At 56.3% G+C, this 13,740-nt stretch carries 11 protein-coding genes; 5 read left to right on the top strand and 6 right to left on the bottom strand.

Annotated features, from left to right (window positions below; translation table 11 throughout):
• Positions 1–164: 164 nt before the first annotated feature.
• Positions 165–2,120, bottom strand: a complete 1,956-nt coding sequence (gene acs, locus AC1RO5_RS27165; protein WP_493178683.1) for an acetate--CoA ligase — start codon at positions 2,118–2,120, stop codon at positions 165–167.
• Positions 2,121–2,487: 367 nt separating this feature from the next.
• On the opposite strand from acs, the gene AC1RO5_RS27160 reads away from it, so the two are divergent.
• The 3 genes from AC1RO5_RS27160 (at position 2,488) to AC1RO5_RS27150 (ending at position 5,113) form a co-directional block, all read left to right on the top strand.
• Positions 2,488–2,751: a DUF2790 domain-containing protein gene (locus AC1RO5_RS27160; protein ID WP_007934891.1), complete on the top strand. Its 264-nt coding sequence runs from the start codon at positions 2,488–2,490 to the stop codon at positions 2,749–2,751.
• Between the two features lie 183 nt (positions 2,752–2,934).
• The gene (locus AC1RO5_RS27155; RefSeq protein ID WP_493178682.1) at positions 2,935–3,207 is read left to right on the top strand and encodes a hypothetical protein; all 273 of its coding nucleotides are present in this window, start codon (positions 2,935–2,937) and stop codon (positions 3,205–3,207) included.
• A 655-nt stretch (positions 3,208–3,862) separates the two neighbouring features.
• Positions 3,863–5,113, top strand: coding sequence for a ribonucleotide-diphosphate reductase subunit beta (locus tag AC1RO5_RS27150; protein WP_007934889.1), 1,251 nt, complete (start codon positions 3,863–3,865; stop codon positions 5,111–5,113).
• 115 nt (positions 5,114–5,228) lie between these two features.
• Here the strand turns inward: AC1RO5_RS27150 and AC1RO5_RS27145 are convergent, their stop codons facing one another.
• Complete coding sequence (locus AC1RO5_RS27145) at positions 5,229–6,041, bottom strand: HNH endonuclease (RefSeq protein WP_493178681.1); 813 nt, start codon at positions 6,039–6,041, stop codon at positions 5,229–5,231.
• Positions 6,042–6,349: 308 nt separating this feature from the next.
• Here AC1RO5_RS27145 and AC1RO5_RS27140 point away from each other — a divergent pair, with 308 nt between their 5' ends.
• Positions 6,350–7,339 (top strand): hypothetical protein, encoded by a 990-nt coding sequence (locus AC1RO5_RS27140; protein ID WP_493178679.1) that lies wholly within the window; start codon positions 6,350–6,352, stop codon positions 7,337–7,339.
• Between the two features lie 3 nt (positions 7,340–7,342).
• On the opposite strand, the gene AC1RO5_RS27135 is transcribed toward AC1RO5_RS27140, so the two are convergent.
• The 3 genes from AC1RO5_RS27135 to AC1RO5_RS27125 all read right to left on the bottom strand — a co-directional run bounded on the left by AC1RO5_RS27135 (position 7,343) and on the right by AC1RO5_RS27125 (position 10,157).
• Positions 7,343–8,533 carry a hypothetical protein gene (locus tag AC1RO5_RS27135; RefSeq protein WP_493178678.1) on the bottom strand — a complete coding sequence of 397 codons (1,191 nt, stop codon included), beginning with the start codon at positions 8,531–8,533 and terminating at the stop codon, positions 7,343–7,345.
• An 89-nt stretch (positions 8,534–8,622) separates the two neighbouring features.
• The gene (locus AC1RO5_RS27130; protein WP_493178677.1) at positions 8,623–9,312 is read right to left on the bottom strand and encodes a DUF6933 domain-containing protein; all 690 of its coding nucleotides are present in this window, start codon (positions 9,310–9,312) and stop codon (positions 8,623–8,625) included.
• A 26-nt stretch (positions 9,313–9,338) separates the two neighbouring features.
• Positions 9,339–10,157: a sulfite exporter TauE/SafE family protein gene (locus AC1RO5_RS27125; protein ID WP_493178675.1), complete on the bottom strand. Its 819-nt coding sequence runs from the start codon at positions 10,155–10,157 to the stop codon at positions 9,339–9,341.
• A gap of 112 nt (positions 10,158–10,269) precedes the next feature.
• On the opposite strand from AC1RO5_RS27125, the gene AC1RO5_RS27120 reads away from it, so the two are divergent.
• The gene (locus AC1RO5_RS27120) at positions 10,270–11,037 is read left to right on the top strand and encodes an AraC family transcriptional regulator (protein WP_493178673.1); all 768 of its coding nucleotides are present in this window, start codon (positions 10,270–10,272) and stop codon (positions 11,035–11,037) included.
• An 89-nt stretch (positions 11,038–11,126) separates the two neighbouring features.
• Here the strand turns inward: AC1RO5_RS27120 and bglX are convergent, their stop codons facing one another.
• Positions 11,127–13,490, bottom strand: coding sequence for a beta-glucosidase BglX (bglX, locus tag AC1RO5_RS27115; RefSeq protein WP_493178672.1), 2,364 nt, complete (start codon positions 13,488–13,490; stop codon positions 11,127–11,129).
• Positions 13,491–13,740: the final 250 nt, after the last annotated feature.

Genomic DNA, 13,740 nt, shown 5'->3' with positions numbered 1-13,740 from the left:
GGCAAAAGCGAACAGAGCTGAAGGCTGCCCAAGGCAGCCTTCAGCTCTGAAAAGGTTTTACCGGACACTAGTGACGCGGAGCATGGGAACGATCAGTACTCCCAGTACGAAAAAGCCCCACCAGACTCAACACCTGGCAGGGCTTCGATGACTCCGAATGCTACTTACGCAACATTCATGGTCTTGTGCGTATCAATCAAATGCTGCACCACACCCGGATCGGCCAGGGTGGAGATATCGCCCAACCCGTCGTATTCCGCCGTGGCGATCTTGCGCAGAATCCGGCGCATGATCTTGCCCGAGCGGGTTTTCGGCAGACCCGGCGCCCACTGAATGACATCCGGCGAGGCAATCGGGCCGATCTCTTTACGCACCCAGTTCTTCAGCTCCAGGCGCAGTTGCTCGCTGGTCTCTTCACCAGCGTTCAACGTGACGTAGACATAAATGCCCTGCCCCTTGATGTCGTGCGGCACACCGACCACCGCCGCTTCGGCGACTTTCGGGTGAGCGACCATCGCGCTTTCGATCTCGGCGGTGCCCATGCGGTGGCCGGAAACGTTGAGCACGTCATCCACGCGACCAGTGATCCAGTAGTAACCGTCTGCGTCACGACGCGCACCGTCACCGGTGAAGTACATGCCACGGAAGGTCTTGAAGTAGGTGTCGACGAAGCGGTCATGGTCGCCATACAGCGTGCGCGCCTGGCCTGGCCACGAGTCGAGAATCACCAGGTTGCCCTCGGCAACGCCTTCAATGATGTTGCCCAGGTTGTCCACCAGCGCCGGCACCACGCCGAAGAACGGCCGTGCTGCAGAGCCAGGTTTCAGGCCGTGAGCGCCCGGCAGCGGGCTCATCATGTTGCCGCCGGTTTCAGTCTGCCACCAGGTATCCACGATCGGGCAACGGGATTGGCCGACATTCTTGTAGTACCAATCCCACGCTTCCGGGTTAATCGGCTCACCGACCGAACCCAACAGACGCAGGCTGCTGCCATCGGCGCCTTCAACAGCAGCGGTGCCCGACGCCATCATCGCGCGGATCGCGGTCGGCGCGGTGTAGAGAATGTTGACCTTGTGCTTGTCGACGATCTTCGATACCCGGGTGATGTCCGGATAGTTCGGCACGCCTTCGAACAGCAGCGTGGTCGCACCGTTGGCCAGCGGGCCGTAGACGATATAAGAATGGCCGGTGACCCAGCCGACGTCGGCGGTGCACCAGTAGATTTCGCCCGGACGGTAGTCGAACACGCGCTCATGGGTCATTGCCGCGTACAACAAATAACCGCCAGTGGTGTGTTGCACACCCTTCGGCTTACCGGTGGAGCCGGAGGTATAAAGGATGAACAGCGCTTCTTCGGCGCCCATTTCTTTTGGCGCGCAGACGGTGCCCGCCACTTTCATCAGGTCTTCGTACCAGATGTCGCGATGCTGGTTCCACTTGATGTCGCCACCGGTGCGCTTGCACACGATGACTTTCTGAATGCTGCTGGTTTCCGGGTTGGTCAGCGCGTCGTCGACGTTGGCCTTGAGCGAGATCTTCTTGCCGGCGCGGATGCCTTCGTCGGCGGTGATCACCACTTTCGAGCGGCAGTCGATGATGCGACCGGCCAGGGCTTCCGGCGAAAAACCGCCGAATACCACCGAGTGAATCGCGCCGATCCGGGTGCAGGCCAGCATGGCGACCACGGCTTCGGGGATCATCGGCATATAGATTGTCACCACGTCGCCGCGGTGCACATCCTGGCCGCGCAAGGCGTTGGCGAACTTGCAGACTTGTTCGTGCAGTTCGCGGTAAGTGATGTTGCGACTTTCGGCAGGGTCATCCCCTTCCCAAATAATCGCGACTTGATCGCCACGCTCGGCCAGATGACGGTCGAGGCAGTTGTAGGAAACGTTCAGCGTGCCGTCGGCGAACCATTTGATGTCGACATGGTGATCGTCGAAGGACGTCTGCTTCACCGTGGTGAAAGGCTTGATCCAGTCGAGGCGCTTGGCTTGTTCGCGCCAGAAGCCGTCCGGGTTGACGACCGACTGCTGGTACATGGCCTTGTAAGTGGCCTCGTCAGTCAGTGTATTGGCTGCTACCTCGGGACGAACGGGATACAAAGAAGCCGCACTCATCTTTCTTACCTCGGTGGAATAGTTGTTTTTGTATGGCCCCAGTTGTAGCCGGGGCGGGCCTATAGAACCATTCGACGATGGTAGTAACAAGCCCCTACAAAATGTGGCTATACCGTAACGAGGCGCTCAAACCCAATGTTTTAGGGGGCTCGACGATTATTACCAAATCTGCCAAAGGTGTTTATCAAAAGCACGGCTATATGCCCGCCACCCCCAGGCCTAAAATCGGTCTCGCCAACAAGGCAACGTGATTAACCCAGTTGCAGCCCCCACGAAGGCAGTTAATCCAAGACTCTTTATCAAAGCTCCACACGCAATCCCAAAAAGGTTGCGTGACCCCATTCGACCTCAGAAAGGTAACTTTTAAATGAAAGCTTTATTGGTTCTGGCCCTCAGCAGTCTGTGCGCAACCGCCATGGCGGACGAGGTCCCGACTGATGTCGCACAGCAACAACCCGTCGTCGAGGAATACACCTACTCCACCCATCTGGACATCGCCAAAGTTGTCTCGATGAGCGAAATCCCGAATGTGTGCGAAGTGGTTCCGGCCAAAATGGTGTACGACGACTCCAAAGGTCAGCGGCACATTCTGCGCTACAGCGTCATGGGTAACGGCTGCTCCAACGGCTGATCCGCCCCACTCTTATCTCCCAAGGCTCGACCCATCCCTTTTCAAAGACCGATGAAGCGCCGAGCCTTATATCGATTAACTAGATTGCTTTAAGCATTTATTTGCACTTTTTAATCAAATTATCTGGCGTAGTATGAATTCCACACCAAGGCACACAACGCCAATGAACCTGGAGCCACTACCATGAAAACCAAACTGATCCTCGCCCTGACCCTTTCCGTCCTGGCCGCCAACACCTTCGCCGCCGATGGCTACGACCGCACTGGCTCGGCTGTTTTCAACGATGCGGCTGTCGCTTCTGACGGTTACGACCGCACCGGTTCTGCCTCTTTCGCGGCTGACGGTTTTGATCGTACGGGTGCTGCCAAAGTCGCTGCCGATGGTGCTGATCACACTGGCGCCGCCAAGCTTGCTGCCGATGGTGCTGACCGCGTGGGTGCCGCTCGCTTCAGCTGAAACCCGGCGCGACATCACAGCCCGACTTCGGTCGGGCTTAGTTGTGTCTGGAGTGGTTGAAAATCGACCAAAACCACAACATGTAGTGGAAAATATGGTTTTTTGGTTATTTTTTGAGCAACACTCTTCAAGACCTTTTGCAGCTCAGAATTGCACACATTCTCATCCACAAACCCCCGCCCAATACTCTGCAAGCCCCGTCCCGCCTGGCTTGTGCCGCAATAGCTGCCTGTAACGGTATGAACACCCCGGCCTCACCGTCAAAAACCAGCCGAAACAGGCGAAAAAAAAACTTCCTCCGCCAAAGCCCTGTAAACCCTCGCTCCAACCTGAAAACGCCCCTCGCCGAGCCCTCCAGGTGCCATTTCGCCGCACCACGGGGCCGAAAATTTCCTTATAATGCGGACTTAAACGGGCCTGCAATATTCCCTTACAGGGGTGAAAAGCCAGTCTGAAGCCCACGCAGAGCGGTTCACGTTCTCTGCGCCCATCAGCGGCTTCGGAATACCCGTACAAAATTCTGTTTATTGCCTGCGTTGTACTGCTGCAACAAACGATTTCCTTTAGATCCAACGCGGCCAGAACCGGCCGTGTGAAAAACCAACCTATCAGTTTTCACACGGGCAACTGGCCCTCACGCAGGAGACGACACGTCATGCTGAGCTGGGACGAATTCGACAAAGAAGATGACGGCGAAGTCGCTGTAAAAGGCGCCAATGCCGGCCACGCTTCTGAAGCCAACATGGACCGCCTCGACAGCGCCGGTGGTGCCGCCGCTCAAGAGGCCCGCGCCGTGACCGCGACGGACTCCGCCGCGATCGCCCGCGCCAAGGCTGCCCTAGATTCCCTCGACGTCGCCGAAGGCCTCGCCGAACTGGAAGGCGCCTCTGCCCGTGTAGCTGTCGATGAAAAGCGCATGATCAACTGCCGCGCCGACCTCAACCAGCTCGTGCCATTCAAATACGACTGGGCATGGCAGAAGTACCTGGACGGCTGCGCAAACCACTGGATGCCGCAAGAAGTCAACATGACCGCCGACATCGCCCTCTGGAAAAACCCGGAAGGCCTGACCGACGACGAGCGCCGCATCGTGATGCGCAACCTCGGCTTCTTCTCCACCGCCGACTCCCTGGTTGCCAACAACCTGGTCCTGGCCGTGTACCGCCTGATCACCAACCCGGAATGCCGCCAGTACATCCTGCGCCAGGCCTTCGAAGAGGCGATCCACACCCACGCCTACCAGTACTGCATCGAATCGTTGGCCATGGATGAAGGCGAGATCTTCAACATGTACCACGAGATCCCATCGGTCGCGAAAAAAGCCACCTGGGGCCTGAAATACACCCGTTCGATCTCCGATCCGAAGTTCGAAACCGGCACCGTCGAAACCGACAAAGAGCTGCTGCGCAACCTGATCGCCTACTACTGCGTTCTGGAAGGCATCTTCTTCTACTGCGGCTTCACCCAAATCCTCTCCATGGGCCGCCGCAACAAAATGACCGGCGTCGCCGAGCAGTTCCAGTACATCCTGCGCGACGAATCCATGCACCTGAACTTCGGCATCGACGTGATCAACCAGATCAAAATCGAAAACCCACACTTGTGGGATGCTGAGATGAAGGAAGAAGCGAGCCAGATGATTCTGCAAGGGACTCAGCTGGAGATTGAATACGCTCGTGACACCATGCCTCGTGGGGTATTGGGCATGAATGCGGCGATGATGGAGGACTATCTGAAGTTCATCGCAAACCGTCGGTTGTCGCAGATTGGTTTGAAAGAGGAATACCCAGGGACTACTAACCCGTTCCCTTGGATGAGTGAGATCATGGACTTGAAGAAAGAGAAGAATTTCTTTGAGACGCGGGTTATTGAGTATCAGACTGGTGGGGCGTTGAGCTGGGATTGATTCGCATAACGCTGAATTACCGCAAGGGCTACCATTGGTAGCCCTTTTTTATGGCCCTCATCGTGCGATTGCAACCTGATTCCCTGCAAACCTCCTCTTACACAACACAACTACCTTAGGTTAAGTCGTCGAAAACCCAACGCCCACTGAGAATGCCTTTCAGTTGTTCAACGCTCAGCAGCTGGTTGGGCTTCTTATGAACAACCGCGTGGCAATTTGCGCAGAGTGTAATCATGTCGGTCGCTGGATCGACCACCTGGTCTTCTTCATATTCAGAAATGGGCTTCACGTGGTGTACGTGGATAAAGCCTTTCGCGTGCTCGCCGTAAGCCTTCTCAAAATCAAACTCACAAGCGTTACATCGAAGTCCATGAATTTCGATTGCTTGCAGCCTAAGCTTTGGGTTGCGCTCATATCTTACGCCGTAATAGGCGACTTTTTTCCCTTCAGTGCCGGTAACTCTAGTCTCAAACTCCTGCGTGCCATCGATTGGGCTAGAACCGTCATCCAGTTGCGCCTTCAGCACCGCGTGAGAGCAAATTCTGTCAAATACAGCTTGATCAATTTCCCGAGCACTTCTGCGCCAATAATTATTTTTTAGCCTTTGAGGAATTGGCTCAAGGTATTCCCCATCAATTTTGTTCGGGACTGCAAATTCAAAAGGCTTGAAGTCCTCAATATCAGCAAACAGATCACCCTTTGTGCTGTCCTTGTCCGCATATATCTTCCCTACTCGAGCAACACCAAAATAGTGTGGGCTCGCACTCAGGCGCTGATCCGAAAAAGCCTTATTTTTCATTTTCCCTTTGTAGTAAAGCACCTCCATTCCTTCGGAGAGCACCGGTCTGTACTGCTTCGGGAAGTGATACCGGGCCCCGGTTTTATCGGACCACTTCGATACATCATTTTCGGAAATGACAGCTGGCATCCATTCATCCTCACAACAGAAGATGAAGCCTACCAAATAACAAGAAAACTCCTACAGGCTTCGCGAAAAATCCCCACATATCGATCAGCAAAGGAAGAGTTTCGCTCTAGCAGCTCAATCAAAATCCGCAGAAACATCTCCTTTTTACAGATGCCGTAGATAGCAAAATCGTAACTGCACCTCATCGTGAGCGAGGCCAAACGTGCCACGCACACGCCCAAAGATTGAAGATATTGACGAATTAAGAGGTGCGCTATCACGTCCCTCCCGCTATTAATACCCTTCCCTCTCGCGGACCCGAGCCCACCATGAAATTCGACCTCGCCTACTGCCTCAGCCTCGACGACAAGCTGTCGATCTATGACGTGCGCGATTTGAATTTCGACGAAACCATGGAATTCGATTCCGCCAAGGAGCATTTCCAGTGCCCCAACGATGCCTGCCGTTTAGCGTTTGATGCGGCCAACGTGCTTGGAACGTTCAACGCCAAGAACGTGAATTACGTGCGCACGCCGCACTTCAAAAACATGCCCAGCACGCGGCATGTCGAGGGTTGTCCTTATGTCAGTCTGAAGACGTCGGCGTCGGGCCTGGAGACGGACGGGGCGGAGTCGGATGACGGTCGGGAGGAGCATTTCCCGTCGGAGTTGTTGCTGACTCGGCGTGAGTATGTGCGTAAGCCGTCGAGCCCGGCGGTGGCGGCGGATGTTTTGCGCGATGCCCCAACACCCACTTCAGCGGCCAGTGACGTCGAGTATCCGAGTCGCGAGTCGGCGCCGGACAAGACCAGTGTCTTCGCCCACCCGGTGGAGTGTTTTGTGTCGAACTTCGCGGACAAGGAGCTGCTCAAGCGTATGCCGCTGAAGATTGGCGAACACACGGCGCCCTATGGGTCGTTCTTCAAGAAGATCGAGTACCTGCAGGACAACAAGGGGCTGATTTACTGGGGCAAGATCAAGCAGATCAAGGATTATACGCAGAGCTTTCGCATCGATTTCGAACAGAAGGTCTGGTTCAAGCAACCGGACGAGGCGAAGAAGAAGCCTTATTCGGTCAACGTTTATCTGAGCAAGAAGCTGATCGACAACTACCGCAAGCGCAAGGCGTTTCTGGAGGAGATCAAGCACGCCGTCGATAGTGATGCCGAGTTGTATTGCTTCTTTTATGGCGTGACGCCGGAGTTGAAGCAGGTGCCGAGCAAGAAAAACCCCGAACAGATGTTCGGGGTGTTCAGTGCCAACATCGAGAATCTGGATCACTTCATCATTCGTGAAGCGCCGGGGTTGGCAGCAGGCTAAGGATTAGTTGCGAGGCAGTTCGAGTTTGACCGCGCCGGGATGTTGCTTGACCACGGCGTACGGCAGCACTGACCAGCCCGGGTCATCGCAATTGCGTTGTACGCGGGCGAAGTACGGTCCCAGGTACAGGCCTTTTGCGGTGAAGTGCCAGTTGGAATAACCCCAAACGCTTTCGTCGGTGTAATCGCAGCCTTCCTCGTCCGCCGGCTTCTGCATTTCCTCGGGGTACAACGCGGTGAATTGCTTGATCAGCCATGGTACGAACACTTCGCGCTGATAGGTGAATCGTGCCTTGCTCTCTTCCTCGGTCAACGATGTATCGCTCGCGCCGTAGCGATCGGCGTGCAGCAGCGGCTTGCCGTTGCCAACCCACAGCACGTCTTCCAGCGACAGGTTATGGCCGGTGTGAACGTCGAGGTTGATCGGCGAATTGCCAAAATCCGGGTGAGCGCCGCCGCAGCTGTAGCCGGTGGAGATGTTCAGGCTGACCGCATCGGGCGATAGGAATTGGGGGGCGACGCCTTGGTCGAACTCGGCAAATTCCCCACCTCCCAGCAAGCAGCCGTGGTAGTTGATGACTTCGCTCCAGAGCCGCTCCAACAATTGCTGATTGATCCGCTGCTGGTCAGCTTTCGGGTAGCCGGACTCGACGCTGAACATGGAGAGACCGGACGCGGGCTCCGTCCACCATTGCAGGTCGTAGCCCATGAAGGACTCTTTCTTGCCCGGTTTGAGTTTCAAGCCTTGCAGGCGCAGGTATTCGTAGGGGTCGCTTTTCGGCAGCGTAGCGATGAAGGGCAAGGCGCCTGCTGCCGGTGCCGGGAGCTTGGCCTCGGTCAATTGCATTTGCAGAACTTTGCCCTTGGGGCCTTTCCATTCGCCTTGCCAGCCGTTGGCCGTTTCTTGCAACTTCAGGGTTGGCTGGGGTTTGTCTTCACCGTAGCGGTTGTTGCCTTCGGTTAGCGTCAGGGTCTCTTCTTGCAGCGAGCCGCTCAGTTCCAGGTCGCGATGGTATTTCTCATAGAAGTAGCGGCCGGTGACTTCGTCCGGCTGGTTGGTGTTGAGTTCCAGCACGATCGGCATCTTGCCCAGGGTGCCGGTGAAGAGGCGATTGGTGTATTCGGCATCGGCTGTCGAACAGAACGCGAGTAATAACGTGGCGCAGGGTGCAAGGCGCAACAATCCTTTGAACATCAATACATCCTTGAAAAAAGTGAGCGTCTGCTCACGAAATATTGGCGCGGAGTATGGCGAATCAGCGTCCAAGAATCGATATGGTCCGATCAATCCTGATCAAGCTGATTCAACAGTTCAAAAGTTTCCCGTCTCACTTCTTTGCGCCGATCACGCGCAGCTTGTATGCCTGACTCGTCGAGGCCGCAGTACTGGCACAACCAATGGACCATCATTTCCTCATCCGGAAAGTAATAGTCCTTGTGCCCTTTACCGCCTCTCGGGGTGTCGTTCATATCACCATCGAAACGGCCAGCCGAGAATTCGTCCGAAGGCAAAGATCCCCATTCGGCGGCGCAATCCTCAAAAATCCAGGCAATCTCGTTGATGTGCTTTTGCGCACCGCGATGACCGCGCTTGTAAAACGTGTACTGGCGGCAGCTTTCCTGGAAACGCTCCATCGTCGGCTCATCGTTAACCCACTGCAGGATATCGTTCTGCCCCGCATGGCGTATCAGGCCATTGATCCATCGCTCGGAAAACCGTTGAACAAAACCTTCCACGTCAGCCTTTTTAGCGTCAGCAAAGATCATGCAATAACGGGTTTTCACATGGATGACGAACAACACGTGCTTGCGTTGCACGGTAATGGCGTGGACCAGCCACTGTTCGGTTGAGTCACCCTGCTCGTCGTCCTCGATAACGGACGATGGAGGTTTCTCCACCGGGGTTATTTTCTTGCCCTTGTGGACGCGGCTGAAGAAGGTGCTGGCGGCTTCGGTGCAGTTGAAGATCAACATCCTGGGTTCTCAAGAGGTCTGTGCCGCTATTTAACGCATATGCCAAGCATCACTAAAAGCAGCAAACCAATATAAACCCGCGCATGCGCCCGATCCGGTATCCGCCCGATCCACGGCGTAGCCAGCCGAATCCCCACCAGCGACCCGACCGTCAGCACCGCAAACGCCAGCACATCCACATAACCGACAAACCACGACCCCAGATCAAACTCGGCAACCCCCGCCATCGCCATATAGGTCAACGTTCCGGCCACCGCAACAGGCAGGCTCAGCGGGTTGGCCATGGATGTGGCTTGCGACATGCTGAGGCCACAACGGCGCAATAACGGCACGGTCATGACGCTGCCGCCCACCCCAAGAAACGTGGCGATAGCGCCAATTCCCACACCGCCACCAGACACTTCTGCCCCGCCCAATCGCCGTGGGATTTCGGTGTAGGACTGCGTAAGAAAACCGCGTCTGAACAAGCAGTCCAGAATGGTCACTCCCAGGTAAACGATGAAGGCAAAACGGATCAACTCGCCACTCGCCCACATCGCGGCCACAGCTCCGACGATCGCGCCCAGGCCGATGAACCCGCCCAACGGCCACAGGTAATAGCGAATGAGATTGCCGGCGCGGCGATGTTTTCTGGTGGCGATTAGCGCATTGACGATCATCACGCAGGTCGAGGTGGCCACGGCAATGTGCATCGCCGATTGGCCGATGGGGTCGTCGGTCCCGTGGCTGGCCGTGAGCATGCGGTACAGCAAAGGCACGACGACGAAGCCGCCGCCGAAGCCGAACAGTACAGCGGTGACGCCGGTCATGCAGCCGAAGAGTGCCAGCAAGAGGTAGAAGAACATCGCGCATCGTCCGTGGATTGAGAGTGGCCGACGATAGAGCGGCGGGACTTGGCCTGCCTCAGCAAGTCAGCCAATAATATTTGCGTTTACGCCAACCGCTGGGTGCCGCTTGATGCGCAATGTTTCGATTGATCTGCTGGACGACACGCCACGGCCGGTGGTGGCCATCGGCACGGATTACCCCGACGGTCATCGATTGCCGCGTCATACGCATCGGCGGGCGCAGTTGTTGTACGGCGCCACGGGGGTGATGCAGGTGAGCACGCTCGATGGCAATTGGGTGGTGCCGCCGCAACGGGCGGTGTGGATTCCGCCGGGGGTGGCGCATGAGGTGTTGATGCTGGGGGTGAGCACTCGCAGTGTGTATATCGAACCGGGGGTGGTTGATCTGGGCAATCGTTGCCAGGTAATCAGTGTTTCGCCGTTGATGCGGCATTTGTTGATGGAGGCGGTGGAGGTTGCGCTGGAGTATGACGAGGCCGGGCGCGACGGGGCGCTGATCGACTTGTTGCTGCATGAACTGGCGCGCAGTGCTCACCTGCCGTTGCATATCCCGCTGCCGATGGATTCGCGGCTGCTCGGGTTGTGTCAGACGTTTCTCCGGCAACCGAACGCTCACCAATCGCCGCAACAATGGGCCGATCAGTTGCATATCAGTTTGCGTACGTTCAATCGCCTGTTCCGCCAACAAACCGGGCTGAGTTTCAGCCAATGGCGGCAGCGGGCTTGTGTGGTGCTGGCCTTGGCGCGGTTGGCGGTGGGCACGCCGGTGACGCGGATTGCCCTGGATTTTGGCTATGAAAGCCCGGCGGCGTTTTCGACCATGTTCCGTCGTGTGCTGGGGCAGGCACCGTCCGTTTGGCTGGAGGGAGCGAAATGACCACTAAAGCCAATCGCGCGCCTAGCGCGGAACCTGTGGGAGCGAGGCTTGCCCGCGAAGAATGCACCGCGGTTTTCAGGTATTACACGTCATCGTTCTTCGTGGGCAAGTCGGATCGCCGCACCGCTCGCGTCTACAGGTTCTGCACCAGGCGCATGATTGTCTTGACTGGCTTGTTCTGACAGCAACTCAAAACTCTGCTCCTTCACATCCTGGGAATCCAGGCCGATTTGCACCCGGAACTCGCCCGGTTCGGCGACGTATTCCAGTTGGGAGTTGAAGAATTTCAAGTCGTTCTCATTAATGCTGAAGTGGACTGCTTTCTCCTCGCCGGCCTTGAGCATGATTTTTTGAAAGTTTTTCAGTTCTTTGACCGGACGGGCGACGGAGGCAACGACATCGCGGATATACAGCTGAACCACCGTTTCGCCGTCACGCTGGCCGGTATTTTTCACCATGATGCTGGCGACGAGGATGTCGGTTTTATTCAGTGTGGTCGAAGACAGGGCCATGTCGGTCAGGCTGAAATCGGTATAGCTCAGCCCATAGCCGAAGGGGTAAAGCGGCCCATAGGATTGATCGAAATATTGCGACGTGTAGTTGCGAAGCGCGCCCGGCAGGTACGGACGGCCGGTGTTCAGGTGGCTGTAGTAATTGGGGATTTGCCCCACGGAGCGCGGAAAGGTGATGGGTAATTTGCCGGACGGGTTGTAGTCACCGAACAATACATCGGCAACGGCATTGCCTCCCTCGGAGCCGCTGTACCAGGTTTCCAGGATCGCATCGGCCTGTTTCTGCTCCTTGCCGATGGACAGCGGTCGACCGTTCATCAATACCAGTACTAGCGGCTTGCCGGTGGCTTTCAGGGCGGTGATCAATTCACTCTGGCGCCCAGGCAGATCGAGGCTGGTTCGACTGGCCGCTTCATGGGACATGCTGCGGGGCTCGCCCACCACGGCAATCACAACATCGGCTTGCTGTGCAGCTTTGACGGCTTCGTCAATCATTTCTGCTACCGGACGAGGGTCGTTGGCGATTTCGGACACGCCCTGGTATTCCAGGTATTTAACAACCTCCTGATCCTCCTCGAGATTGGCGCCTCGGGCATAGATCAGCGAGCCTTGGTTCATCGCGCTTTTCAGCCCGTCGTAGATCGTCACCGATTGCGCGGGCACACCGCTTGCAGACCAGCTGCCCATGATGTCGACGGCACTTTTTGCCAAGGGGCCGATGAGCGCAATCGTGCCTTGTTTTTTCAGCGGCAAGAGCCCGTTTTCATTCTTCAGCAGCACCAGTGTCTTGCGTGCCACTTCACGGGCCTGTGCCCTGTGCAGACGGTTTTCGGCGTTGTTATCAGCAGCGCTTTCACTGGCAGCGCCGAGGCGCCGGTAAGGGTCTTCGAACAGCCCCATGTCGTACTTGGCACCCAGCACCTCGCGTACCGCGTTATCAATCTCGCTCTGGGAAACAACGCCAGACTCAAGCAGCCCCGGTAGCTCCGGACCATAGGAGGAGTCGTTCATACTCATATCAATGCCGGCCCTGATGGCAAGCCTGGCCGCGTCGCGAGGATTCCTCGCAACACCGTGCTGAACCAGATCGGTTACCCCGTTATGGTCGCTGATGACCAGTCCCTTGAAACCCCACGCTTTGCGAAGCAGGTCTTGCATCAACCATTTATTGGCCGCCGCCGGCACACCATTTATCGAGTTAAGCGCCGCCATGACGGCTCCCGCGCCACCTTCGATCGCCGAACGATAAGGTGGCAGGTAATCCTGGTACATCCTGGCCAGGCCCATGTCGACGCTGTTGTAGTCGCGCCCCCCCTCGACAGCCCCATACAACGCAAAGTGTTTGGCGCTGGACATGATGCTGTCGGGCGCGTTCAAGCTTTGGCCCTGGTAGGCCTGGACCATCACTCTGGCAATGCGCGAAACCAGATAGGTGTCTTCACCGAAGCCTTCGGATGTGCGCCCCCAGCGAGGATCACGGGCGACATCGATCATCGGTGCAAAGGTCATATCGATACCGTCCTCACTGGCTTCTATCGCCGCCGTTCGACCGCTCAACTCGATGGCGTCCATATCCCAACTGGAAGCCAAGGCCAGGCCGATGGGAAAAATGGTTCGATGACCGTGTATCACGTCCCAACCGAAAAACATCGGTATTTTCAGGCGGCTCTGTTGAGCCGCGTCCTGCATGGGGCGGTTTACGTTACGGCTCACAGAGCCATACGTCCCCCCGATGCGCCCGGCAGTAATCTCCTGGCGAATCCTTTCGGGAGTCATGTTTTCATCGATAGCAATCAGCCGCAGTTGACCGATTTTTTCGTCGAGGGTCATCTGATTGATGAGGTTGGTGACAAAGGTATCTTTGCTTGGCGATACCGTATCGGCCAGGACGGGCAGACTTGTAAAACCGATCAGGGTACACAGCAGACATAGTCTTTTCATGATTCCCTTCCCCGCATAACGCTGTGGCGAACTGCTTTTGAAACGCCACCTTTCCTGCATTGAAGATCAGAAGGCTGACGTTCAATCATTTGGAGCTTTCAGGAAACCGCCTAGAGACAGCGTAGTCGGTCCAACGCCCCTGCCTGAGTGAAAAAAGACAATCGATCAAAAAATGAGTTTGATCCGGGCGCAAAACAACTGTACAAAAACACAGTATATTTTTCGAATCGCCACGCTCGATCCCCGGAGA

The sequence above is a fragment of the Pseudomonas sp. GW822-FHT02G04 genome (genome assembly GCF_058802085.1).
The sequence above is the reverse complement of the archived record's forward strand: the minus strand, read 5'-3'. Positions and strand labels throughout refer to the sequence as shown.